Origin of the sequence: Nonomuraea ferruginea, assembly GCF_039540635.1 — a bacterium.
In the GTDB taxonomy this organism is placed as follows: domain Bacteria; phylum Actinomycetota; class Actinomycetes; order Streptosporangiales; family Streptosporangiaceae; genus Nonomuraea; species Nonomuraea ferruginea.
In genome coordinates this window covers 282839-307573 of record NZ_BAABFD010000002.1, presented here as the reverse complement: position 1 = coordinate 307573, position 24735 = coordinate 282839, and the positions used below count along the sequence as shown (strand labels likewise).

19 protein-coding genes are annotated in these 24735 nt (G+C 74.4%); 12 read left to right on the top strand and 7 right to left on the bottom strand.

The features are described from left to right. The first annotated feature begins 30 nt into the window (after positions 1-30). The gene (locus tag ABD999_RS04725; RefSeq protein ID WP_271280060.1) at positions 31-825 is read left to right on the top strand and encodes a class I SAM-dependent methyltransferase; all 795 of its coding nucleotides are present in this window, start codon (positions 31-33) and stop codon (positions 823-825) included. 10 nt (positions 826-835) lie between these two features. On the opposite strand, the gene ABD999_RS04720 is transcribed toward ABD999_RS04725, so the two are convergent. Both ABD999_RS04720 and ABD999_RS04715 read right to left on the bottom strand, forming a co-directional pair. Beyond that, positions 836-1357, bottom strand: coding sequence for a hypothetical protein (locus ABD999_RS04720; protein ID WP_219544351.1), 522 nt, complete (start codon positions 1355-1357; stop codon positions 836-838). Between the two features lie 25 nt (positions 1358-1382). Next, positions 1383-2297, bottom strand: coding sequence for a hypothetical protein (locus ABD999_RS04715; protein WP_219544352.1), 915 nt, complete (start codon positions 2295-2297; stop codon positions 1383-1385). Positions 2298-2432: 135 nt separating this feature from the next. Between ABD999_RS04715 and ABD999_RS04710 the strand changes: the two genes are divergently transcribed. Together ABD999_RS04710 and ABD999_RS04705 are read left to right on the top strand one after the other, a co-directional pair. After that, positions 2433-3365 (top strand): GNAT family N-acetyltransferase, encoded by a 933-nt coding sequence (locus ABD999_RS04710; protein WP_271280059.1) that lies wholly within the window; start codon positions 2433-2435, stop codon positions 3363-3365. Positions 3366-3400: 35 nt separating this feature from the next. Then, positions 3401-4177: an arylamine N-acetyltransferase family protein gene (locus ABD999_RS04705; protein WP_271280058.1), complete on the top strand. Its 777-nt coding sequence runs from the start codon at positions 3401-3403 to the stop codon at positions 4175-4177. A gap of 247 nt (positions 4178-4424) precedes the next feature. Here the strand turns inward: ABD999_RS04705 and ABD999_RS04700 are convergent, their stop codons facing one another. Genes ABD999_RS04700 through ABD999_RS04690 form a run of 3 tightly spaced genes read right to left on the bottom strand, consistent with a single transcriptional unit; the run spans position 4425 to position 9088 of the window. Next, positions 4425-7706 carry a helix-turn-helix transcriptional regulator gene (locus ABD999_RS04700; protein WP_345482586.1) on the bottom strand — a complete coding sequence of 1094 codons (3282 nt, stop codon included), beginning with the start codon at positions 7704-7706 and terminating at the stop codon, positions 4425-4427. A gap of 15 nt (positions 7707-7721) precedes the next feature. Beyond that, entirely contained in the window at positions 7722-8453 is a 732-nt protein-coding gene (locus ABD999_RS04695) for a nucleotidyltransferase domain-containing protein (RefSeq protein WP_271279201.1), read from the bottom strand. Continuing rightward, positions 8450-9088, bottom strand: a complete 639-nt coding sequence (locus ABD999_RS04690; protein WP_271279202.1) for a nucleotidyltransferase domain-containing protein — start codon at positions 9086-9088, stop codon at positions 8450-8452. The genes ABD999_RS04695 and ABD999_RS04690 overlap by 4 nt, the downstream gene beginning before the upstream one ends. Before the next feature lie 141 nt (positions 9089-9229). Between ABD999_RS04690 and ABD999_RS04685 the strand changes: the two genes are divergently transcribed. The 9 genes from ABD999_RS04685 to ABD999_RS04645 all read left to right on the top strand — a co-directional run bounded on the left by ABD999_RS04685 (position 9230) and on the right by ABD999_RS04645 (position 22575). Next, on the top strand, positions 9230-11092 hold the full coding sequence (locus tag ABD999_RS04685; protein ID WP_271279203.1) for a propionyl-CoA synthetase: 1863 nt from the start codon (positions 9230-9232) through the stop codon (positions 11090-11092). 71 nt (positions 11093-11163) lie between these two features. Then, positions 11164-14193, top strand: a complete 3030-nt coding sequence (locus ABD999_RS04680) for an NACHT domain-containing protein (RefSeq protein ID WP_271279204.1) — start codon at positions 11164-11166, stop codon at positions 14191-14193. A 128-nt stretch (positions 14194-14321) separates the two neighbouring features. Continuing rightward, the gene (locus tag ABD999_RS04675) at positions 14322-15734 is read left to right on the top strand and encodes a hypothetical protein (protein ID WP_271279205.1); all 1413 of its coding nucleotides are present in this window, start codon (positions 14322-14324) and stop codon (positions 15732-15734) included. Further along, complete coding sequence (locus ABD999_RS04670; RefSeq protein ID WP_187281196.1) at positions 15731-16831, top strand: sensor histidine kinase; 1101 nt, start codon at positions 15731-15733, stop codon at positions 16829-16831. The genes ABD999_RS04675 and ABD999_RS04670 overlap by 4 nt, the downstream gene beginning before the upstream one ends. Then, entirely contained in the window at positions 16828-17475 is a 648-nt protein-coding gene (locus tag ABD999_RS04665; RefSeq protein ID WP_271279211.1) for a response regulator, read from the top strand. Before ABD999_RS04670 ends, ABD999_RS04665 begins: the two co-directional genes overlap by 4 nt. 245 nt (positions 17476-17720) lie before the next feature. Next, positions 17721-19697, top strand: a complete 1977-nt coding sequence (locus tag ABD999_RS04660) for an MMPL family transporter (protein ID WP_271279206.1) — start codon at positions 17721-17723, stop codon at positions 19695-19697. 48 nt (positions 19698-19745) lie between these two features. Next, on the top strand, positions 19746-20639 hold the full coding sequence (locus ABD999_RS04655) for a hypothetical protein (RefSeq protein WP_271279207.1): 894 nt from the start codon (positions 19746-19748) through the stop codon (positions 20637-20639). Between the two features lie 72 nt (positions 20640-20711). Continuing rightward, on the top strand, positions 20712-21581 hold the full coding sequence (locus tag ABD999_RS04650; protein WP_271279208.1) for a hypothetical protein: 870 nt from the start codon (positions 20712-20714) through the stop codon (positions 21579-21581). A 100-nt stretch (positions 21582-21681) separates the two neighbouring features. Beyond that, the gene (locus ABD999_RS04645) at positions 21682-22575 is read left to right on the top strand and encodes a hypothetical protein (protein WP_148032018.1); all 894 of its coding nucleotides are present in this window, start codon (positions 21682-21684) and stop codon (positions 22573-22575) included. Here ABD999_RS04645 and ABD999_RS04640 read toward each other — a convergent pair. Continuing rightward, complete coding sequence (locus ABD999_RS04640) at positions 22572-23717, bottom strand: UDP-N-acetylglucosamine--N-acetylmuramyl-(pentapeptide) pyrophosphoryl-undecaprenol N-acetylglucosamine transferase (protein WP_148032017.1); 1146 nt, start codon at positions 23715-23717, stop codon at positions 22572-22574. The genes ABD999_RS04645 and ABD999_RS04640 overlap by 4 nt on opposite strands. Before the next feature lie 4 nt (positions 23718-23721). Beyond that, positions 23722-24645, bottom strand: coding sequence for a formylglycine-generating enzyme family protein (locus ABD999_RS04635; RefSeq protein WP_308248874.1), 924 nt, complete (start codon positions 24643-24645; stop codon positions 23722-23724). Positions 24646-24735 lie beyond the last annotated feature (90 nt).

The window sequence follows — 24735 nt, the reverse complement described above, 5'->3', positions numbered from 1 at the left end:
CCGGACGTCAGGCGAGACGAGGGAGTTCCGATGAACGCCGTCTACACCCACGGCCACCACGAGTCCGTGCTGCGCTCCCACCGGTGGCGCACCGCCGGCAACTCGGCCGCCTACCTCCTGCCCCACCTCCGGCCCGAGGCGGTCCTGCTCGACGTCGGCAGCGGCCCCGGCACCATCACCGCCGACCTGGCCGCCAGGGTGGCCAGTGTGACCGCGACCGAGGTGAGCGAGGAGGCGCTGGAGCTGGCCAGGGCCGAGGCGGCGGCCAGAGGCGCGGGCAACGTCGGCTTCGCCGTCGCCGACGTGCACGCGCTGCCCTTCCCCGGCGGGTCGTACGACGTCGTGCACGCCCACCAGGTGCTCCAGCACGTCGGCGACCCCGTACAGGCGTTGCGCGAGATGCGGCGGGTGGCGCGGCCCGGCGGCGTCGTGGCCGCCCGCGACAGCGACTACGCGGCCTTCGCGTGGTATCCGCGCGTGCCCGCGCTCGACACCTGGATGGAGCTCTACCAGAAGGTGGCGCGCGGCAACGGCGGCGAGCCGGACGCAGGCCGGAGGCTGCTGTCATGGGCCCGCGCCGCCGGGTTCACCGACGTCACCGCCACCTCGTCCACCTGGTGCTTCGCCACCCCGGAAGACCGAGCCTGGTGGGGCGGCATGTGGGCCGACCGGATCCTGCGCTCCGCGATGGCCGAGCAGGCCCTGGCCACCGGCGCCGCCACCGCGGAGGACCTGCGGCGCGTCTCCGACGGCTGGCGCGCATGGGCCGGGTCGGACGACGGCTGGATGTCGATCCTGCACGGCGAGATCATCTGCCGCGCCTGACGACCGGCGGTCAGAGCCCGAGCGTGCGCGCCCGCTGCCACTGGGGGTCGCGGAACAGCACCACGTCGGTGCCGTCGATCAGCTCGTCCGGCGCCGACACCATGGTGATCTCGCCCGCCGCCTGCATCTCCAGCAGCAGGTCGCGCACCCGCGGCCCCACCGGCAGGCGGCCCGGCGGCAGCCCGAACCCGTCGCGCACCGCGTCGGCGACCTCCGACAGACGGAACGGCCCGTCGAAGGCGTCCACCACCGAGCGCACCACCACGGGCGTGACCAGCCGCTCCGCCTCGGCGTGCGCGAGCTGCCAGTTGATCTGCTCGCGCCGCCGCCCGGTGCCGGCGCAGGAGGTGCAGGGACGCGTCAGGCCGGGCGCGGGCTCCTCCTCGGCCGAACCCAGGCAGACCGAGCACTGGTGGTGCTCGGCGGCGTGCACCTCGGCCGCCATCCGCCCGCCCAGCTGGGCCCCGCAGTCACAGCCGTAGGTGTCGCCGAGGATCGTCCCGGTCTGGCGGGTGATCGTATGCTTCGTCATCGTCGCCGACTCTACCCCCGGCCCCTCACCCGCGGGCCGCGGCGAGGCCGTGCAGGCGGCGCAGCGCCTTGCGGGCGGCGGCGGCCACCCCCGCGTCCGGGTGGTAGTCGATGAACACCCGCAGCACGGGCTCGGTGGCCGGGTGGTCGCAGAGCGCCAGCAGCGTGATCGTGCTCGCCTGCTCGTCCGTCTCCATGCCGGCCGCCACCGACTCGACCACCTCGGACGGCTCGCCGCCGAACTCCAGCAGCGCCGCCGCCATGTCCACCAGCACCCAGCCGATCTCCTCGGTGGCCGGCTGCCGGTCGTCGCGGCTCAGCCGGGCGGCGATCACCGCGCCCACCTTGGGCTCGATCACCAGGTCGTCCAGCGCCCGGCGGCCCTCGTCGCCCAGCTGGAAGCCGAGCAGCTCGATGCCGATCGCCCGGCTGAGCGGGCTCACCGCAGGCAGCACGCCCGCGATCTCCCTGGCTGCCCCCGCCGCGTCACGGCGGGCCAGCCAGCCGGCCAGCTCCTCGTCGCGGTCCGCCTCCGGGTACGAGCGCAGGCCCAGCAGCAGCCCCGCCCCGTCGCGCTCCGCGAGCGAGCCCATGACGGGCACCTCCTGCCCGGTCAGCTCCCCGATCAGCCTCCGGCCCATCCACAGCCCGACCGGCGTCGCCTCGTACGGGTTCGCGCCCTTCACCAGGCCGAAGGCCACCAGCTCGGCGGGAGGGTCGCCGACGGCGGGCTCGCGCGCCACGAACAGGCGCACCACCTCCAGCAGCAGGCCCTCGTCGAGCCGGTCCCTGCACACCTCGCCCCAGGCCTCCAGCACGTCCTCCTGGCCGTCGAGGAACTCGGCCGCCAGCGGCGCCGCGCGCACGGCGGCGACCAGCTCGTCCTGAGGCGGCAGGCGGACGGGCGGCTGGAGCGGGAAAACGTCTTCGTAGGCGGGCATTCCCCTATCCTGTCGGACCTTTCTGGCAAGTGCGATATGGTCCCCCTACCCCGTAAGACCGGAAGAAAGGAGGCGCTGAGATGTCCCGCTCCTTCCGGACGCTCACCGCGTCCGACCCCGCTCTTCGGAGGACTCGTGCTTTTCCGTCCCACGGCCGCGCCTGATCTCGGCCGCCTGCTCGACTGCGCCGTCGACGAGCCCGTCAGCTGGGCCCATCCCGAACGGCTGCGCTCCTTCCTCGCCGACGGCCACTACCACCACGACCGGATCTGGGTGGCCGAACAGGACGGCGAGATCCTGGCCCGCGCCGTCTGGTGGGGCTTCCCCGGCGCCGGGCCGCTCGCGCTCGACTGCCTCCACACCCACCCTTCGGTCACCGACCGCGTCGCGCTCGCGGCCGAGCTGCTGCGCCACGCCCATGACGCGTTCGGCGGACGTCCCGCCTACCACGTGTTCCTGCCGGTCGGCTGGCGCGGCAACGACGCCGTCACCGCCGCCGTCGGCTGGCGGCAGGAGGCCTGCCGCCGCGCCGGCCTGACCGACGAGCTGGAACGGCTCCGGTACGCGTGGACGCCGGACCGGCCGCTGCCGGAGGCGTCCGGCAGGCTCGTCTTCCGGGAGGAGCCCGACGACGAGGCGTTCGTCGCCGCCTTCGCGGCCGCGTCGGCCGGCAGCCTCGACCACCACACCCGGCAGGCGCTGCTCGTCAAGGACGCCGAGGCCCAGGCCAGGGAGGACCTGGCCGACTACCTGGCGATGCCGGGCGACCGGTCGTGGTGGCGGCTGGCCCACACCCGCTCCGGCGAGCTCGCCGGGTTCGCGCTGCCGTCCGCCAACGCCTCCGGGCCGGTGGTCGGCTACCTGGGCGTGCTGCCCGAGCACCGCGGCCACGGCTACGCCGGCGACCTGCTCGCCGAGATCACCCGCAGTCACGCCGGGCGCGGCGCGGACCGGGTCGTCGCCGACACCGACACGGGCAACGTGCCGATGGCGCGGGCGTTCGAGCGGGCCGGGTACGAGCTCTTCGCCGTCAGGCTCGTGCTCTCCGCGAATCCCGTGAACGCGTGATGCGCGCGGGCCGCCCGCTCCGGCACGGTTGAGCCATGTGGCACATCGATGATCTCGACCTGGACGCGTACCTCGACCGGATCGGCCACGGCGGCCCGCGCACCCCGTCCGCCGCGACGCTGCGCGCGGTCCACCGCGCGCACGTCACCGCCATCCCGTTCGAGAACCTGGACGTGGTGCTCGGCAGGGGCATCCCGCTCGACCCGAAGTCCCTGCAGGACAAGATGGTGACCGGGGGCCGCGGCGGCTACTGCCACGAGCACAACCTGCTGTTCGCGGCCGCCCTGGAACGCCTCGGGTTCCCGGTGACGCGGCTGCTGGCCCGCATCCGCCTCGGCGGCCGCTCCCACCTGCCGCGCTCGCACGCCATGCTGCTGGTGACCGCGGACGGGCGGCGGTGGCTGGCCGACGTGGGGTTCGGCGGCGACGGGCTGGTGGAGCCGATGCCGTTCGCCGAGGAGGCGACCGCCTCGGCGGGCCCCTGGCGGTGGCGCCTGACCCGGGACGGCGACCTCTGGATCCTGCACGCGGGGGAGGAGCAGCTGTACGGGTTCCGCACGGACGAACCCCACTACCCGAGCGACTTCGAGGTCGCCAACCACTACGTGGCCACCCACCCCCGCTCCCCGTTCCTCTCCCACGTGCTGGCCCAGCGCACGGCGATCGGCGAGCGCGTACGGATCGAGCACCTGGGGGCGCGGACGGCGGAGGGCCTGCGGGACGGCCTGCGCGACCGCATCGGCATCACGATCTCCGAAGCGGACGCCGCGTCGCTGCTGCCCTTGATCTACCCCGAGGGCCGTCCAGACTGAGGCCTTCGCCCGGCATCCCTTCGCTGTCCGAGCACGGGCCATAGAGGTTTCCGGCCTGGGCAAGGGGACGCCCCCGCCGCGTCTGGGCACGGGTCAGAGAGGCCTCTGGCGCGGGGCCGCCTTCGCTGTCGGGGCACGGGTCAGCGAGGTTTCCGGCCGGGGCGCGGGCCCGGAGCCGCCTTCGCTGTCCGGGCGCGGGTCAGCGAGGCCTCAGGCCGGGCGCGGGCCCCGCCGGGCTGGGCGTGGGTCAGGTGAGGCCCTCGCTGATCAGGGCGTGCCGGGCCAGCTCGACCCGGCTGCTGACGCCCAGCTTGGCGAAGGCGTGCCGGAGGTGGCTGTCGACGGTGTGCGGGGACACGAACAGCTCGGCGGCCACCTCCCGGTTCGTCAACCCCCGGGCGACCAGCCGCGCCACCCTCAGTTCGGACGGGGTCAGCGCGGCCCACCCGGTCGGCGGGCGCCCGGCGGCGTCCCTCCTGACGCCGCACGCCGCGTACACCTCCAGCGCCTCGTCCCTTCGCCCGGCCTCCTCCAGCGCCGCGGCCAGCCCCAGCGGTCGCGGCGCCGCCCGGTACAGCTCGACGGCCTCGGCCAGCCGCCCCTCCGCGTGCGCGGCCGCCGCCCGTAACGACATCACCTCCGGGTTGCGCGCGGCCAGCGCCCGGATGCCCGCCACCACCCCGGGCTCCCCACGCAGCCGCGCCGCCGCCCACGGCTCCTGCAACAACAGGTACGTGAGCGCACTCCCCTCCTCACCCAGCCACCCCAGCCCCGGCGCGTCACGGCCCCGACCCAGACCATCCGACGTCCCAAGGGCCCGCCGATCGCGGTGGGCCAGTGTTCCCCGGGCTGCCTGATCGCGGTCGGTTGGTGTTCCTCGGGCTGCCTGATCGCGGTTGAGCGGTGATTCGGGGGTGGGCTGTTCGCGGTCGGTTGGTGTTCCGTGGGTGGGCTGTTCGCGGTCGGTTGGTGTTCCGTGGGTGGGTTGATCGCGGTCGGTTGGTGTTCCGTGGGTGGGTTGATCGGGGTGAGTCGGTGTTCCGTGAGTGGGTTGATCGCGGTGGGTCGGCGTTCCGCCAGCCCGCTGATCGCGGTCGGCCGACTCCTCGCCTCTCCTTATCCGCCTGCCCGTCGTCCCGTGCCCGTAGAGCGACCGTTCGAAGAGTGCCGTACGGAAGCGCAGTTCGTCGTGGACCAGGCCGGGGCCGCTTCCCGCCAGCTCGGCCCCCTGGCGGAAGTGGCGGCGGGCGGCCTCCGAGTCGCCGCGCAGCGCAGCCACGTGGCCGAGCACCGCCAGCAGCGCCGGTGCGAGGGCCATCGCCGACAGCTCGGCGGTGACCCGCAGCCCGGCCTCCGCCTCCGCCTCCGCGTCGTCCAACCGGCCCCACGCCAGCAGCAGATCCGCCCTGAACCGGTGACGCAACGGCAGCGACCAGGCCGTGCCCGCCGCGCCCGACTCCCGCGCGACCGCCGCGTACACCGCGTCCGCCTCCTCGAACCGGTCCAGCACGGTCAGGGCCGCGCCCAGCCAGAGCCGTGGATGCCTGTGCGCCACCTCACCCCCGGCCGCGTCCGCGATCCGTACCGCCCGCTCGGCATGCTCCAGCGCCACCCGAGGCTCGCCCCGGAACAGCGCCACGGTCGAACGCGCCTGCAACGCCACCACCTGCCCGAACGGCTCCCCACTGGCCACCGCTCCCGCCGCCGCCGCGTCGGCCTCGTCGATCCGTCCGGTCATCATCAGCGCGTGCGCCCGTACCGCGAGCAGCCGCGCCCGCGCCTCCACCGGCACCCCGGCCCGCGCCAGCGCCCGCCCCGTCCGCTCCACCACACCCGCGTCGTCACCGGCATGCTTGAGCGCCTCCGCCAGCCCGAGACAGATCGCCGCCTCCTCCCCAGCACTCAGCCGCCCGCCCAGCGCATCCGCCGATGCCGTCGTCGTCCTCGCGCCCGGTTCTTCGGGTGTGTCCAGCCGTCCGGCTTCCGTCTGCCCGCTCGGGGCGTCCAACGGTGCCGTCGCCGTCCTCGCGCCCGGCTCTTCGGGTGTGTCCAGCCGTCCGGCTTCCGTCTGCCCGCTCGGAGCGTCCGCCGATGCCGTCGCCGTTCTCGTGCTCGGCTCTCTGGGTGCGTGCCGCCGGGGGGTGGGGCCGTCCATCGGGTCGTTCTCATCACCTGGGAGAGCCGGGGTATCAGGAGACCAGGGACGGGCGTACGGTCTCGTGGAGCAGTCGTCGGCGAGGGTGCGGGCATCGGCGAGGCGGCCCGCCGAGGCGAGGAGGCGTACGGCGTCCGCGACCAACGCCGGATCCCAGCTGTCCGAGAGGTCGAGGGCTCGCGTCATCAGGTCGGCGGCGGCCGACGGGGCGGTGGCCCTGAGGCCGGCCGCCGCCGCACGCAGCTCCGCCACGGCCGCGGCGTCACCCCGGCGGGCGCCGTGCCGCAGGTGCTCGGCCAGCTCCGCCGGGGGCCTGCCCTCGGCCCTGAGCACGGCGGCCGCCTCCCGGTGCCACGCGCTCCTGACCGCCTCCGGCAGCCCTCCGTACACCGCCTCCCTGATCAGGTCGTGCCGGAACGCGAGCCGCCCGCCCTCGTCCACCAGCACCCCGGCCCTGACCGCCTCCTCCACCGCCGCGACCGCCCCGGCCACCGGCGTGCCGAGCACCCCCGCCGCCTCGTGCACCGAGAACGGCCGCCGCAGCACCGCCGCGACCTCCAGCAGCCGCCGCGTCCCCGCCGCGAGCGGCAGCAGCCGCCGCTCCACCGCCTCAGGGAAGCCGCCGTCCATCCTGACCCGGCCGTCCTCACGCGCCGCCGACAGCGCCTCCTCCAGCAGGAACGGATTGCCGCCGCTCGCCCGTACCAGCTCCAGAACCGGTCGCGACGGCGGCGATCCCAGCAGGTGACCGCTCAGCTCCGCCGCCTCCTCCTGGCTGAGCGGCGGCAGCGGCACCCGCACCGCCTCCAGCCGGTCCAGCGACTCCTGCTCGGGCAGCGGCCGCCGGGCCAGCAGCCACACCACCGGCGACCCGCCCGGCACCAGCCGGCGCAGCGCCAGCAGGCTCAGCTCGTCGGCCCACTGCACGTCGTCCAGCACCACGAGCAACGGCCCGGCGAACCGCTCCAGCGCCTCCCCGATCATCTCCACCCGATCCACGGGATAGCCGATGGAGTCCGAATCGGCGGCCCGCCGGACGTCGTCGTGGGTGATCGTGAGGGGATGGGGCTGGTCGAGGGGGTGGCCGGTGGGGTCCGTCTCGGCGGCCTGCCGGACATCGGCGCCACCGGTGACGTCGATCAGCACGACTCCGGCCAGTGCCGAGCGCAGTGTCGACAAGGGGGCCACCCGGTCCAGCTCGGTGGCACGACCGGCGGCCACCGTCAGGCCGCGTGCGCGGCCGAGGCGGGCGGCCTCCGCGAGCAGCCGGGTCTTGCCGATCCCCGCGGGGCCCTCCACCAGCACGCATCCCGCACCCGCGGCCAGCACGCCGCTGATCGCCGCGAGCGCCTCCCGCCTGCCGACGAACGTCATGGCACCGATTCTGCGCTAACCCAGGCGGATCCGGACCACGAGGTCGTGCAGGGCGGCGTGCGCGGAGGCGGTGCCGGGCAGCGCCGAGCCGTCCCCGGCCCGCTCCAGCTCCGCGGTCATCCTCGCCACGTCCGCGGCCGCCGAGGCGATCACGGGCGCGGCGCCGTGCTCGGCCTCCCGCTTGGCGGCCACCAGTTCGGGCAGGTACGCGGGCCCGTACCCGTACAGCTGCGTCAGGTCGGCCCGCAGCTCGCCCGACCGCATCAGGTGGATCCCGGTGGCCAGCACCCGGAACGTGTACAGCAGCGGCTTCAGCTCGCCCGTCTTCCCGAACAGCCGCCACTGCGTCCGCGCGAATCCCAGGTAGTGGTGGGCGTGATGGCGCGTCAGGCACGCGGGCGCCAGCGCCACCAGCTCCTCGTGCACCGGCGACGACGCCACCACCAGCGGCGACAGGAGCTGCTCCAGCACGTAGCCGTTGCGGCTCAGCAGCAGCCGGCAGAACTTGGCCAGGTCGTGCGTCACCAGGTCCACCTCGACGCCGTCTCGCGTCCACGTCGCGTCGAGCGTCTCCGGCCCGGTGACCAGCCCGACGACCTCCCGGGCGGGCAGCACGTGCACACCGCGCAGGTCCACGTCCGAGTCCGCCGACGGGAACCCGTACAGATGGGCCCCGCTCACGGTGGCGAACACCAGCGGGTACGGCTGCTCACCCGGGATCTCCGGCAACCAGGCGGGCAGGTTCACAGGTTCTCCCTCCGCACGCCGATCAGGAACTCCTCGACCGCGTCCCGGTCCGGCCGCTCCGGCAGCACCGAGTCGGCCGCCGCCAGCTCGGCGACCAGCCGCGCGCGCCAGGCGTCCACCTCCGCCCACGGCACCTCGCCCCGCTTGACCGCCAGCAGGCGCTCGCGGTCGTCGCCCATCCGGACGCGCGGCTCGCCGTGCCGGACCAGATGGAGGCCGCTCAGCAGCAGCCTGATCATGTGCATGGCCTGCTTCCACTTCGGCGCCTCCGGGTCCAGCCGGCGGAACTGCGCGTCCGCGTACCCGGCGAACGTCTCCTGGGCGCGGCCCGACAGGAACGCGCGGCGCAGGTCGAGCAGCCGCCGCCCGGCGGGCGTGACCAGCTCGACCAGCGGCGACCACAGGCACTCCAGCACCGTCGGGTTCGCCTGCAGCGCCAGCACGCAGAACCGCTCGACCTCCCACGAGAACTGCTCGGGCAGCGGCCCGTCGCGGTGCGTCGGCGGCTTGTCCAGCCGCCAGAACGCCTCGGTCGGGGCCGCGAACACGCCACGCCGGTCGATGTCGGACGCCTCAGTCTCCAGCCCGTACGCGCGCGAACCGGTCACCACGGACAGGATCAGGTCATCGCCCATGAGGATCGACTCCTACCTCCAGTGGTCGGCACCGAGCCCAGCACGAAGCCCGAATCCCCCAATTTAGGGCTTTGTTGCCCGTTCCGGGTTGATGATCGTCGATTGCTGACACAGTCTTGAGTCGTGGGAAGTGCTCCGGAAATGCGTAGCTACGAGTCCGTCTACCGGCAGAGCATCGAGGCGCCGGAGGAGTTCTGGCGCGAGGCGGCGCGGGGCGTCGACTGGGACGTGGAGCCCGAGCGGGCCCACGACGGCGGGCGGTGGTTCCCCGGAGGGCGGCTCAACACCTGCCACAACGCCGTCGACCGGCACGTCGCGGCGGGCCGGGGCGACCAGGACGCGCTGATCTACGACAGCCCCGTCACCGGGTCCGCGCGCCGCTACACCTACCGGGAGTTGCTCGACCTGGTGTCCCGCACCGCGGGGATGCTCCGCGGGCTCGGCGTCGGGGCCGGCGACACCGTGGTGATCTACATGCCCATGGTGCCCGAGGCCGTGGTCGCGATGCTCGCCTGCGCCAGGCTCGGGGCGGTGCACTCGGTGGTGTTCGGCGGGTTCGCGGCCAGCGAGCTGGCCGTCCGCATCGACCACGCCAGGCCCAAGGTGGTGCTGTCGGCGTCGTGCGGGATCGAGCCGTCCCGGCTGGTGGAGTACAAGCCGCTGCTGGACGCCGCGCTGGAGCGGGCGTCGCACCGGCCCGCCCACTGCGTGATCCTGCAGCGCGAGCAGCACCCCGCCGACCTCACCGAGGGCCGCGACCTCGACTGGGAGAGCGCCGTGCGCGACGCGGAACCCGCCGGATGCGTCAGCGTGGCCGCCACCGACCCGCTCTACATCCTCTACACCTCCGGCACCACCGGCGCCCCTAAGGGCGTGGTCCGCGACAACGGCGGCCACGCGGTCGCGCTCCACTGGAGCATGGCCAACGTGTACGGCGCCGCGCCCGGCGAGGTCTACTGGGCCGCCTCCGACGTCGGCTGGGTCGTCGGCCACTCCTACATCGTCTACGCCCCGCTGCTCGCCGGCTGCACGACCGTCCTGTACGAGGGCAAGCCCGTCGGCACGCCCGACCCGGGCGCGTTCTGGCGGGTGGTGTCGACGTACGGGGTGCGCACGCTGTTCACGGCGCCCACCGCGTTCCGCGCGATCAAAAAGGAAGACCCGTCCGGCAGTTTCGCCAAAAAGTGGGATCTGTCCAGCCTGCGTTACCTCTTCCTCGCCGGCGAACGGCTCGACCCCGACACCTACCACTGGGCCTCGGCCCTGCTCGGCATCCCGGTCATCGACCACTGGTGGCAGACCGAGACCGGCTGGCCGATGGCCGCCAACTGCGTCGGCATCGAGGAACTGCCGGTCAAGCCGGGTTCGCCCACCAAGCCCGTCCCCGGCTGGGACATGCGCATCCTCGACGACGACGGGAACGAGTGCCCGCCCGGCGTCGAGGGCGCCGTCACGGTCCGGCTGCCGCTGCCCCCCGGCTGCCTGCCGACCCTCTACCGCGACGACGACCGCTTCACCGAGGCCTACTTGTCGCGCTACCCCGGCCACTACCTGACCGGCGACGGCGGCCGCATCGACGAGGACGGCTACCTGTTCGTCATGGGCCGCATCGACGACGTCATCAACGTGGCCGGGCACCGGCTGTCCACCGGGGCCATAGAGGAGGTGCTCGCGGACCACCCGGACGTCGCCGAGTCCGCGGTCATCGGCGTGACCGACGAGCTGAAGGGGCAGCTCCCGGTCGGGCTCGTGGTGCTCAAGGCGGGCGTGGAACGCGACCCCGCCGACGTCGAGCGCGAGCTGACCGCCCTGGTCCGCGAGCGGATCGGTCCCGTCGCGGCCTTCCGCAGGGCCGTCGTCGTGAGCCGGCTGCCGAAGACCCGCTCCGGCAAGATCCTGCGCGGCACCATGCGCGACATCGCCGCCGGGACCCCCTACCGCGTGCCGTCCACCATCGAGGACCCCGCCGCCCTCACGGAGATCACCGACGCGCTCAAGGGCTGAGCATCCGACAACCCTCCAAAGCCGGACCAACGGCGTCATGATGGGAGCTCTCACGCTCTTCGGAGACGCCGATGACGGACATCCTGAGCTACGCGGGCGCGCTGGACATCCTCGGCTGTGAGCGGCCCCGGCTGGCCAAGGCCGTCGAGCGGGCCGCGGCCGTGCCTCCGACCGGCTGGGGCGGCGCCGCCGTGCCCGCCGCGGGCCTGGTGGAGCTGCGCGGCGAGATCGTCCGCTACACCGAGGACACGGTGCGCGGGGTCGCCGCCCGGCGCGGCGGCGACACCCGGTTCGTCAGGACCCGGCGGCTGGCCGCGGCCCACGCCGTGATCGTGGTCTCCGCGTACTTCGAGGCCCTGGGCGAGGAGGCGAGGCCCCCGGTCACCCTGGAGCGACTGGACCACACCCGCCACCCGGAGGCGGCCGAGCGGTACGCCGCCCTCGTCAGGAGCCTGCTCGCCACCGGGCTGCCGACGCCCGAGCCGCATCGCCCGTACGAGGAGACTCGGCGGGCCGTGCGGCTGGTCCACCGGCGGATGTCGGAGGCGCTCCTGTCGTACGCGCGCGGCCTGCCTGTGTGGGGCGAGCTGCCGGCGGGCGACCGGGCCCGGCTGCCGGCGCTGTTCGCCGACGGCCCGGAGGCGCACGCGCTGCGCGTCTACGACGAGGACTACCGGCTGCTCGCCCTGGACCGCCCCGAGTTCGGCAGGTGGAGCCTGGCCGCCGAGCAGCCGCCGCCGGGCGCCGGGCTGTCGCGGGTGGCGCGGCTGCTGGCGGAGCTGGCCCCGCCGCGCACCGGCGACCGGCCCGTCATCCACCTGGTGCGGCTGGCCGCCGGCGCGCTCGACCAGCCGCTGATGGCCGGCCGGGAGCCGCCGGATGACGTGACGCTGCCGCTGCTCGGCGAGGGCTACATCACCCCGCGCTGCCGGGTCGCCGAGCTGGCGGCGACCGCCGCCGAGCCGCCCAGGCCGGCCGCCAGGAGCTGGTGGGCCGGGCAGCGGGCGCTGCCCGACACCGAGGCGTTCCTGGTCGGCCATCTCACCTCGCTGGGCGCCACCCAGGCGCCGCTGGTCGTGCTGGGCGAGCCGGGCGCGGGCAAGTCCACGCTGGTGGAGGTGCTGGCCGCGCGGCTGGCCGGGTCGGAGTTCCTGCCGATCCGGGTGCGGCTGCACGACGTGGTGGCGGAGTCCACCGTGCTGTCCCAGATCGACCAGGGGCTGCGTACCTCGCTCGGTGAGGACGTGCGCTTCGAGGAGCTGGTCGAGGCCGGGCAGGGGGCCCTGCCGGTAGTGCTGCTCGACGGGTTCGACGAGCTGGTCCAGGCCGCCGGCGAGGGCCGCCACGACTACCTGGAGCAGATCCAGGAGTTCCAGGCCAGGCAGTACCGCGTCGGCCGGCCCGTCGCCGTCGTCGTCACCGGTCGCACCGTCGTGGCCGACCGGGTGCGCTTCCCCGACGGCCTGGTCGTGCTGCAGCTGCGCCCGTTCGAGGAAGACCAGGTGCGGCGCTGGCTCGACATCTGGGACCAGGCCAACCGGGCGGTGCTCGCCCGCCGTGACCGCGCCCCGCTGTCCGCCGGCGACGCGCTGGCCCACCCGGAGCTCGCCACGCAGCCGCTGCTCCTGCTGCTGCTCGCCCTGCACGACGCCACGGGGGACGGCGTGCGCGGCGCCGGCCCCATCGGCCGCGCCCAGCTGTACGAGGCGCTGATCCGCGGCTTCGCCCGCCGCGAGGTCGCCAGGGACGCCTCCGCCGTCGGGCTGCCGCCGCCCCGGCTGCGCGCCCTCGTCGACCGGGAGCTGGTGCGGCTCGGGGCGGTCGCGCTGTCGATGTTCGCCCGCGGCCGGCCGGTCGCCGCGGCGGCCGCGCTCGACGCCGACCTGGCGGCGCTGTGCGGGCCGGGCAGCGGGGCGGACCGGGCCACCAGGCGGTTCTTCTTCGCGCGCCGTACGTCCGCGCACCGTACGGGGAACGGGACAGACGGCTACGAGTTCGCGCACGCCACGTTCGGCGAGTTCCTCGTCGGCTGGCTGGCCGTGTTCGCGGTGCGCGAGCTGGTCAGGAGACACGACCTGACCGGCGGCGAGCTGGCCGCCGCGCCCGCCCAGGACCTGGACGACGACCTGCTGTACGCGGTCACCTCGTTCTCCTGCCTGGCCGAGCGCGGGCCGATCGTGGGCTTCGCCGTCGAGCTGCTCGCCGGGCTGCCCGCGCGGGAGCGCGAGCGGGCCGTGGAACTGCTCGGCGTGCTGCTGCGCGAGTCGCTGTACGAGCGGCGGCGGCGCTCCTTCACCGCGTTCGAGCCGGTGCGGCGGCCGGTCACGCGGCGGCTGGCCGCCTACTCCGCCAACCTCACCCTGCTCATCGTGGCCGCGTCCGCGGCGCCCGTACGGGTGTCGGAGCTGTTCGGCGGCCCCGACCCGCTGGCGCGGTGGACCTCGCACGCCCACCTGTGGCGCAGCCAGCTCGGCGACGGCGGCTGGAGCGGGCTGCTGGCCGCCATGCCCGCGCTGCGGGTCTCCGAGCACGGCGAGCGCGACATCCTGCTCGGCGGGCCGGCCGAACCGCCGGGCGGCGACGGGCTCGGCTGGTGGTTCGGTCACGGCCTCGGGCGGCGGGCCACCGTGCTGCGCCACCGGATCAGGGTGTTCGCCGAGCGCGCGTACCTGCTCAACCCCGACACCGACCTGCTGGCCGACCTGCTCGACGAGGGCGCCGACCCGCCGCTCCTGCTGCGCCCGCGGGGCCGGGTCGCCAGCCTGCCCCGGCTGCTGCGGGACCTGCTGACCGGCGAGCCCCTGAACCCCGACGACCGGCTCGCCCGCTACCTCGACGCGATCACCGCCGCCACCGCCCCCGGCCTGCCGCCCGACGCCCGCCTGCTCGCGCTCATCGCGCACGCGGTCACGATCGACGGCGCCCGGCTGCCGTTCGCGGGCCGCGGCCGCATCGTCAGCGAGCTGCTGCACGCCGGCGCCGACCACGCGCTGCTGCGGCCGCTCGTGGAAGCTATGATCGCCGAACGGTTCGAGAGCTGGGAGAGCCTCGTCGAGGCGGGCATCCCCGAGGACGTGCTCCGCAAGATCCACAGCCCATGAGCGGCTCGCCCGGACTTTGCGGGATAAATGCCGACATAGCTTGATCAAGTACCGCTAGGGTATCCGCCGACCGCTGAACCGCGGTTCCGCGCCGGGATCCGCCCGGCCCGTCCGGGGGAACCTCTGCCATGGCGTCCGTCCTCGCCTTCCGTGTCCCGCCAGGCCGCTCCGCCGTGGCGCGACCGGCCGGCCACCGCCTGTTCGCGGCCGTGCTCGTGCTCGCCGCCGCGCTGCGCGTGCTGGTCATGCTGGGGTACGACACCGCGATGGTGTACTGGTACGACTCGTTCACGTACCTCGACACCGCCGTGCGCATGCGGCCGAACGGGGCCTTCCACCCCGCCGGATACTCCGCGTTCCTGTGGCTGCTGCGGCCCTTCCACAGTGTGGAACTCGTGGCGGGCGTGCAGCACGCGATGGGGCTGGGCGTCGCCGTGCTGATGTACGCGCTGCTGCGCTCGCGCGGGCTGCCCGGCTGGGGCGCCACCCTCGCCACGCTGCCGGTGCTGTTCGACCCGTCGTTCGTCCGGCTGGAGCACGCGATCCTGTCCGACCTGCAGGCGATCTTCCTGGTGATGGCCGCGCTGCTCGTGCTGGGCCGCCGGGAGGAGGTCACCGCGCGGGCGGCGGCCGGGGCCGGCCTGCTGCTCGCCCTGGCCGGGCTCACCCGCACCGCCGCCGTGCCGCTGATCGGCCTGGCCGCGCTCTGGCTCCTGCTCAGGCGGGGCCGGCGCCGGCGGGCGGCCGTCCTGCTGGTGGCCGGCGCGCTGCCGCTGCTCGCCTACGCCGGATGGTACGAACGCCACCACGACCGGTTCGCGCTCAGCGGCTCCGACGGCGTGGCGTTATGGGCCCGCACGATGACGTTCGCCGACTGCTCGGTCATCCAGCCGCCGCCCGCCGAGGCGCGACTCTGCCCGAACGGCACCGTGATGGACGCCGCCTCCGAGTACGTGTGGGCGCCCGGCGCCTCGCTCAACCTGCTGCCCGGCGACCGGTTCGCGTACAACGACCTGGCCAGGTCCTTCGCCCTGCGCGCCATCGCCGCCCAGCCCTTGGACTACCTGCGGCAGATCGCCGGGGACACCGCGCTCGCCTTCACCTGGGAGCCGGTGCCGCACCCCGACCGGATGACGCCGACCTCCACGTTCCCGTACGGGGTCTGGACCGTGCCCGACAACGAGCTGGTGCGCGCGGTCCGCGCCGACTACGACCCGGACATCAGGGGGATGCGGTCGGTGGAGCCGTGGGGATCGGTGCTGGCCGCCTACCCGTACCCGTGGTTCCTGCACGGGACCCTCTTCGGGGTGCTGCTGCTGGCCGGGGCCGCCGGGTCCGTCGGGCGGCGGCGGCCGGCGCTGCTGCCGTGGGCGTTCGCCGCGTTCCTCCTGGTGGCGCCGGTCGCCGCGCTCGACTTCGACCACCGGTACGTGCTGCCCGCGATCCCGCCGGCCTGCGTCGCCGCCGCGCTCGCCGTACACGGGATACCGCGACCGCGGTATCGCGCGGCGGGGGACGAGCGCACTACCGTGAACATGTGAGGACGCTCGCCCTGGTCTGCGGCATGGCGGTGGTCGTCCTGTATTCGACCGTCATGGCCTACGACAACCAGCCCGGGGCCACGCCCCTCGACCCGGCCGGCTACGCGCTGCTCGTCACGGCCGTGCTCGCGCTCGCCTGGCTGCCCCGCAGGCCGGAGGTCGCGCTGGCGATCAGCGCCGGGGCGGTCGCCGCCCTGTTCACCCTCGGCTACGCGTACGCGTTCTGGCCCGCTCCGGCGCTGATCTCGGTCTTCGCCACCATCTCGACCGGCCGCCGGGCGGCGGGCTGGGCGGGGGCGGCGTTCCTGGTCGCGGTGCCGGCGGTCGCGGCGGTCCTCCACCCCGGGGTGGACAACGCGGTGGCCGTGGTCATCTGGGCGCTGCTCGTCCTCGTCGCCGCGCAGCCCGCCGAGGTGTCGCGGGCCCGCCGCGCCTACACCCTCGAAGTCGAGCGCCGCGCCGCCGAGGCCGAGCGCGGCCGCGAGGAGGAGGCACTGCGCCGTGCCCAGGAGGAGCGGCTGCGGGTGGCCAGGGAACTGCACGACGTCACCTCCCACACGGTGTCGGTGATCGCGCTGCACGCCGCCGTCGCGGCCGAGGCCGTCGCCCGCGCGGGCGGGCCGCCGGAAGCCCGCGACGCCCTCCAGGTGATCCGCGACTCCAGCCGGCAGGCGCTGGCCGAGATGAAGGGCGTGCTCGGCGTGCTCCGGCCCCGGCATCCCCTGCCCGGCAGCGCCCAGCTCCCCGCCCTGGCCAGGACCGCCGGGCTGCCGGTCACGCTGGAGACCACCGGCGAGCCCCGGCCGCTGCCGCCCGCCGTGGACCTGGCCGTCTACCGGGTGGTCCAGGAAGCCCTGACCAACACCATCCGTCACGCGGGCGCCACCCGCGCCACGGTGACGCTGGCGTACGAGGAGGCGGGCGTGCGCGTGCGCGTGGACGACGACGGCACCGGCCCGTCCGGCACCCCCGGTCTGGACGCGGGAGGTCATGGGCTGAGGGGGATGGCCGAGCGGGTGGAGGCCGCGGGCGGGAGACTCACCACGGGCGCCGGTCCGGCGGGCGGGTTCCGGGTGGCGGCGTGGATGCCCGCGTGATCACCGTCCTGCTGGCCGACGACCAGCCGCTCGTCCGGGCGGGGCTGCGCGCGCTGCTCGACCCGGAGGACGATCTCACCGTCGTCGGGGAGGCCGCCGACGGGGCCGAGGCGGTGCGCGAGGTGGCCCGGCTCGGGCCTGACGTGGTGCTGATGGACATCCGGATGCCCGGCGTCGACGGGCTGGAGGCGACCCGCCGCATCGTCTCCGGACGCACCCGCGTCGTCGTGGTGACCACCTTCGACCTGGACGAGTACGTGTACGAGGCGCTCCGATCGGGTGCCAGCGGATTCCTGGTCAAGGACGCGGAACCGGCCGAGATCCGGCACGCGGTGCGGGTGGCCGCCCGGGGTGACGCCCTCCTGTCCCCGGGGGTCACCCGCAGGCTGATCGAGGAGTTCGCCGCCCGGCCCGGCGTGAACGACGACCGGCTCGCCCCCCTCACCGGCCGCGAGCGTGAGGTCCTCGCCCGCGTCGCGCACGGCCGCACGAACGACCAGATCGCCGGCGAGCTGTTCATGAGCCCCGCCACCGTCAAGACGCACGTCAACCGCATGATGACCAAACTCGGCGTCCACGACAGAGCCCAACTCGTGGTCCTCGCCTACGAAACCGGCCTCACCCGCCCCGGCCACCACCCCTGACCACGCAGCGGGTGCGGTAGGGGACGACCTGCACCCGCCTCTGACCCCTCGCTGTCCGGTGCCGGGTGCGGTGGGGGGGCAACCCGCACCCGCCTCTGACCCCGCCGTCCGATGCTGCGGGTGGGGGACGACTCTCACCCGCCCTTGACTCTCCGTCGTTCGGTGCTGGATGCCGCGGGTGTGGTAGGCGGGGGACCGCGGTGGGCTGACGACCGGTGCGGGGGGTCGTTCGTAGCGTCGGCGGCATGATCCGATTCTGTATCCGCCACCGGCGGCTGGTCCTGCTGGGCTGGCTGGCGCTGGTCGCCGCGCTCGTCGCCGGGGCCGCCTGGAACCCGGCGCCGGTGGCCGGTGAGTTCGCGCTGCCCGGCAGTGAGAGCGGGCGCGCCGCCGAGCTGCTCGGGCCCGCACCCGCCGAACCGCCCGGCACGCTCGTCGTGTCCGCCCCCGCCGGGGTCGAGTCCCCGGCCGCCCGTCAAGCCGTGGACGGGCTTCTCACGAGGATGAACGAGGTCCCGGGGGTCCGCGCCGAGACCTCGTACGCACGCGTCTCGCCGGACGGGACCGTCGGCACGATCCCGATCGACTACCCGGACGAGACCGCCGCCCGCGAGCTGGCCGAGGTCCGTGACGGCTTCGAGGCCGGGGCCGTCACCGCCGAGCTGGCCGGCGACGACTTCGCCGACTTCACCCCCGGCGGCCTGACCGAGGGGGTCGGGCTGGTGGCCGCGGCGGTGATCCTGCTGTACGCGTTCCGGTCGCTGCTCGCCTCCGCCCTCCCGATCGCCATCGGGGTCGTGGGCGTCGTCTCCGGCACCAGCCTGCTCGCCCTGCTCGGCCACCTGGTCGCCACGCCGGACTTCGCCGTGTACCTCACGATCATGCTCGGCCTCGGCGTCGGCATCGACTACGCCCTGCTCATCGTCACCCGCTTCCGCACCGGCCTGCACGAGGGCCAGGACGTCGAGACAGCCGCCGGCACGGCCATGCGGACCGCCGGCAGGTCCGTGCTGTTCGCCGGCGTCACCGTCATCGTCACCGGCGCCGGCATCGTGTTCCTCGGCCCCGGGCTCGGCGGCGGCATCGCGGTGGCCGCGGGGTGCGGCGTGCTCATGGTCATGCTCGCCTCCCTCACCCTCCTGCCCGCGCTGCTGACCGTGATCGGACACCGGATCGACCGGTTCTCGCTGCCGGCCCGTACCGGCGGGGAGCCGTGGTCGGCGCGGTGGAGCAGGGCCGTGCAGCGCCGGCCGTGGACGGCGGGGCTGCTGGCGACGGCGCTGCTCGCCGGGCTCGCGCTGCCCGCGCTGGACCTGCGCACCGGCTGGTCGGACGCGTCCGACCGGCCCGTCACCGACACCACCAGGCGCGCCCACGACCTGCTGGCCGGCGCGTTCGGGCCGGGCGCCGGGGCGCCGCTCGTGCTCGCCTCCGACCGCCCGCTCGGCGCCGCCGTCGAGCGGGCCCGCGCCACCCCTGGAGTGGCGGGCGTGACGCCGCTGGGGGAGCGGGCCGCGCTCGTCGTGCCCGCCACGGCGCAGCAGGACGAGGCCACCGCCGGCCTGTTGCGCCGGCTCCGCGCCGAGCTGCCGGAGCCCGTCCTGGTGACCGGCTCGACCGCCGCCGCCGTGGACTTCGCCGACCACGCCGCCGACCGGCTGCCGTGGACGGTCGGCGCGGTGCTGCTGGCCTCGCTGGCGCTGCTCATGGCCGTGTTCAGGAGCGTGGCGGTGCCCGTCAAGGCGATCCTGGTCAACCTGCTGTCGATCGGGGCCGCGTACGGGGTGGTCGTCGCCGTCTTCCAGTGGGACGTGCTCGGGCTCGGCACCAGCGGGCCGATCGACGCCTGGGTGCCGATGATGCTGTTCGTGATCACGTTCGGGCTGTCCGTGGACTACGAGGTGTTCCTCGTCTCCCGCATCCGCGAGGAGTACCGGAACGGGCTGGGCAACAGCGCCGCGGTCGCCGCCGGGCTCGCCGGGACCGCCCGGGTGATCACCGCCGCCGCCGCGATCATGTTCTGCGTGTTCGCCGCCTTCGGCGCGTTCGACGACCGGGCGCTGCGCGTCATGGGGGTCGGGCTGGCCGCCGGAGTGCTGGTCGACGCCACGATCGTGCGGATGGTCCTGGTGCCCGCCGCGATGGAGGTGCTCGGCGACCGCAACTGGTGGTTCCCCGGCCTGTCCTTCGCGAGGCTGACACCCGAGCGGGATGTTTCGTAGTATCCGGAACAGAGGAGCGTTGGGGGCGCCGAGGTGCCAGGGCAGAGCGTGGGAGTGGTCGTCGATCCGGCGGTGCCGCCGGAGACCGCGGGGATGCTGCGCGCGAACGCCCCGCTGCTGTCGAGGATCCGGACGGGCTGGGTGCCCCCGGCCGCCCTGCCGGTCCCCGCCAGGCGGCGCAACACCTCCAGCGTGGCGCTGCTCGCCGCCACCCCGCTGGTCATCGCGCTCATGGCCGTGCTGCTGGACTCGCCGGCCGCGCCCGCCGGGTTCCTGCTGCTCGGCGGGTTCGTCTTCCTCGTCCTCGTCAAGATCGCCAACATCAGCGAGGCGGTCGACGACGACCACCGGCCCCAGGAGCGGGCCCTGTACGAGAAGGCCCGCCGGCACCACGGCCGCTACCTGATCCCGCAGGACTTCGACGAGGAGGCCGCGGCCGTGCTCCACCGGGCCCAGCAGGCCGTCGGCACCGTGCTGCGCTCCCACGTCAACGCCGAAGGGCTGCTCGACGGCCCGCGCAACGCCCTCCTGCTGCCGGAGCAGGAGTGGGAGATCGCCCGCCTGCTCGCCAAGCTGTCGGCGCTGCGCGCCGACCACCGCGAACTCCTCGGCCGGGGCCTCGCCCCCGAGGTCGCGGCCGTGCTCAAGCCCCTGCAGGGCGCGCTCGACAGCAGCGAGGCGGCCGTGGTCGCGCGCGTCGAGGCTCTGGAACGTTACGCCGGGCACGTCGCCGAGGCCGAGCGGGCCTACCACGCCCGCGAGCAGATCGAGGAGCTGCGCGCCAGACTGCCGCGTTACGAGGAACTGCTGGCCGAGACCGGCGCCGGCACGATGGCCGTCGCCGAGATCGAACGCCTCGCGGAGGACGCCGACTCCGTGGAACGCGCCCTGCGGCGAAGTGTCACCTCCGCGCATGAGGCTTTTCGCTACTTAGAAGGCTGACGTTCGGACAGACCGCCACATAGGATCCTTAATGTGCCGGGTCGTCATGCGAAGGTGGTAGTGGAGCCGACGGTGCCTGCCGAGACGGCCGACCTGTTCCGTGACCATCGCAAGCTCCTGCTGCGCATCCGCGCCGGGTGGACCCCGCCGAACAGGCGTCATCCGCCGGCCCTCGGGCTCGTCACCCGGATGACCACCACGCTCGTCGCGCTGGTCGCCGTCGGCGCCGGGCTCGACTTCTTCCTCGCCGGCCTCTACACCCCGTTCGTCGTCGTCATGACGCTGGCCGCGCTGCTCATCGCCGGCGTGCTCGCCAAACCCAGGCCCGACGCCGAGGCCGAGCGGCGCCAGGTGGTCGAGCGGCACGTCTACGACAGCGCCCGCAGGTTCGAGGGCCGCTACGTGCTCCGCGAGGACCTCGACGAGAGCGCCCGCCGGCTCATGGCCCGTGCCCAGGCCGCCGTCGACGCGGTCATGGAGTCCCACGTCAACGCCGGAGGGCTGCTCGACGACGTGCGCAACGCCGTCATGCTGCCCGCCCAGGAGTGGGAGATCGCCCGCCTGCTGGCCAAGCTGTCGGCGCTGCGGTCCGGACACCGGGAGGTCGTCTCCGAAGGCGTCACCCCCGAGGTGGCGGCCGTCGCCGAGCCGCTCGCCCAGGTGCTCGACAGCAGCGAGCGCGCGGTCGTGGCCCGGGTCGAGGCGCTGGAACGTTACGCCGGCCACGTAGCCGAGGCCGAGCGGGCCTACCACGCCCGCGACCAGATCGCGCGGCTCAGCGCCCAGTTGCCCCGCTACGAAGAGCTCCTGGCCGAGTCCGGCGCCGACGACTCGGCCGTGCCCGAGCTGAGCCGGCTCAGCGAGGACGCCGACCGGCTCGAACAGGCGCTGCGCGACAGCGTCACGTCGGCCCACGAAGCGTTCCGCCACTTACAGGGGTGATCGGCCGTTCACCCCGCCGTCCGCCACAGGGAGGGTCGCACGCCGTTTGTCGTACAAAGAATCGAGCTCGAAGGGCAGAGTTCCCATAGGATCCGGATTTGTGGAAGTCGTGGTGGATCCAGGGGTGCCACCGGAGGACGCGCGACTGATCAGGGACAGCGGCCAGGTCCTGGTCAGGATGCGCCGCGGCTGGGTTCCCGAGCCGCCGCCCCGCGCCGGCGTCGCCCAGTCCAAGGGCGTGGCCGTCGCCGTGACCGCCGTCGCCGTGCTGCTGATCGCGCTCGGCCTGATGAGCCGCGGCATCGGCCTGCTGCTGCTTGCCTTCGTCGGCGTGCCCGTGCTCCTCGTCGCCTTCATCCGCAACGACCTCACCGACGAGGACGAGGAGGCCGTGCTCGCCCGCGAGGTCTACGAGCAGCTGCGCTGGTACGAGGGCCGCTACGTGCTCACCGACGACCTCGACGAGGCCTCGCGCAGGCTGCTGGCCCGCGCGCAACGGGCCATCGCCACCGTCAACGAGTCGTCGGTCAACGCCGAAGGGCTGCTCGACGGGGTGCGTAACGCGGTGATGCTGCCCGCCCAGGAGTGGGAGATCGCCCGCCTGCTGGCCAAGCTGTCGGCGCTGCGCACCAGACACCGCGAGACCGTCACCGGCGCCGTCACCCCCGAGGTGGCGGCCGTCGCCGAACCGCTCGCCCGGGCCCTCGACAGCAGCGAGGAAGCCGTGGTGGCGCGGGTCGAGGCGCTGGAACGCTACGCGGCCAACGTCACCGAGGCCGAGCGCGCCTTCCGCGCCCACCAGCAGGTCGAGGAGCTGCGCGGCCGGATCCACCAGTACGAGGAACTGGTCGCCGAGACCGGGGCCGACGCGTTCGCGGTGCCGGAGATCGCCCGGCTCGCCGAGGACGCCGACCAGCTGGAGCAGGCGCTGCGGCGCAGCCTCAGCTCCGCGCACGAGGCCTTCCGCCACCTGGAGCCGGGCGAGCGGTCCTAGGCCGCGGCGGGCCGGGCGGGCTGGGCGGTCTGCAGCAGCAGGTCGCACAGCACGTCGGCGGCGTCCACGCGGCCCAGCTTCTGGGCCGCCTCGCCCATCGCCGCCCGCAGGCCCGGGTCGGCCAGCAGCGGCATCAGCTCGGCCAGCAGCTGGTCGGCCGCAGGGTTCGGCTCCAGCAGCGCCCGCGCCGCGCCCGCCGACACCAGATAGCCGGCGTTCTTGCGCTGCTCGTCGCCGCCCGTCGGGATCAGCGGGATCAGCAGCGACGGCTTGCCGATCGCGGTCAGCTCCGACACCGTGCCGGCTCCGCTGCGCGAGATCACCACGTCGGCCGCGGCGTACAGGTCGGCCAGCTCGGAACCCACGTAGGGGACCGGGTGGTAGCGGTCGGCGAGCTCGGGCGGCAGCTCCACGGCCCGCATCTGCTCGATCCAGGCGGGGCCGCACTGGTGGACGATCTGGGCGTGCGGCAGCAGCCTGGGCAGGACCTCCGCGATCAGTGTGTTGATCTGCTTGCTGCCCTGCGCGCCGCCCGTCACGTAGATCAGCGGCACCTCGAACGTCAGCCCGAACAGGTCGTAGGCCGCCGCCCGCTTGCCCTGCAGCAGCTCGGGCCGGATCGGGTTGCCCGTCACCACGGCCTTGGCCCTGGCCTTGGCGGGCAGGTGTTCGAGCGACGACTCGTGCGACAGCGCGATCCGCGTCGCCAGCCTGGACAGGATCCGGTTGGCCAGCCCCACCACCGTCGTCTGCTCGTGCATGACCAGCGGCCTGCGGATCAGCTTGGCCGCCACCCCGATCGGCACCGCCACGTAGCCCCCGGTCGACAGCACCACGTCGGGCAGGTAGCGGGCGGCGTGGCCGATCGCCTGGAACACCCCGACGGGGATGCGGAACAGGTCGGCCAGGTTGGTGCCGAGCTCGCGCAGGTTGGGCCGGCGGCGCAGCTTGCCCGTCGTGATCGCCTTGAACGGGATGCCGTGCTCGGCGGTGATCCTGGCCTCCAGGCCGTTGGCCGTGCCCACCCAGAGCACGTCGTGCGGCACCTGCCGGCGCTGGATGGCCGTCAGGGTCGTCAGGGCCGGGTAGGTGTGACCACCGGTGCCGCCGCCGGTGATCAGCAGTCGCAGGGTTTGTGACATGGGCTCAGACTATGGCCGCGCACCGGAAACCCGTATGTCCGGTGGCCGAGTCGGGGGTGTTGGCGGTGCGGGCGGCCAGCCGGTAGCGGTTGCAGTAGGAGTCATGGCACATGTAGGAGCCGCCCCTGATCACCTTCATGGTGCCCTCGGCCGGGCCCGTGGGGTTCTCCGCGTACGGTTCCCAGCGGGTGTCCCACCAGTCGGCGGTCCACTCCCACACGTTGCCCGCCACGTTGTAGAGGCCGTAGCCGTTCGGCTGGAACGACTTGACCGGCATCGTGCCCCTGCTCGGCGCCGAGGGGAACGGGCCCTGCCAGATGTTGCACCGCTGCCGCCCCTTCGGCGCCAGCTCGTCGCCCCACGGGTAGCGGGTCCGCCGCAGGCCGCCGCGGGCGGCCGTCTCCCACTCGGCCTCCGTCGGCAGCCGCTTGCCGGCCCATCGCGCGTACGCGGTCGCGTCGTGCCACGACACCTGCACCACCGGATGGTTCTGCCGGTCGCCGATCGACGAGCCGGGCCCCTCGGGGGAGCGCCAGGAGGCTCCTTCCACCCCGACCCACCAGGGCGCCTGCGGCACGCTCGCGTCCATGACACCGCGGGAGGCGAACTGGCGGAACACGAACGACCAGCCGATCCGCTCGGCCTCGGTCACGTATCCGGTCTCCTTCACGAACCTGGCGAACTGCGCGTTCGTCACGCAGGTCGGGTCGATCAGGAACGCATCCAGCTTCACCTCGCGGACCGGGCCCTCGCCGTCCTCCGGGTTGGCGTCGGGGTCGTCGCCGCCCACCGAGAACGTCCCGCCCGGGACGCGGACCATCCCGCGCGGCGGCTCCCGCCGCGCCGGACCGGGCATCACGAGGACCGGCGCCTCGGGGGCGTCCGCCCCGGTGACGGCCTCCCTGGCGGGCCCGCAGCACGCGCTCATCTGGCTCCTCCCATGTGTCACGACCTCTAGGAAGGGTAGTCGCCCCGGCATGCCCACGATCACGCGGTCGTCGCCCCCCGGCCTCCGCTT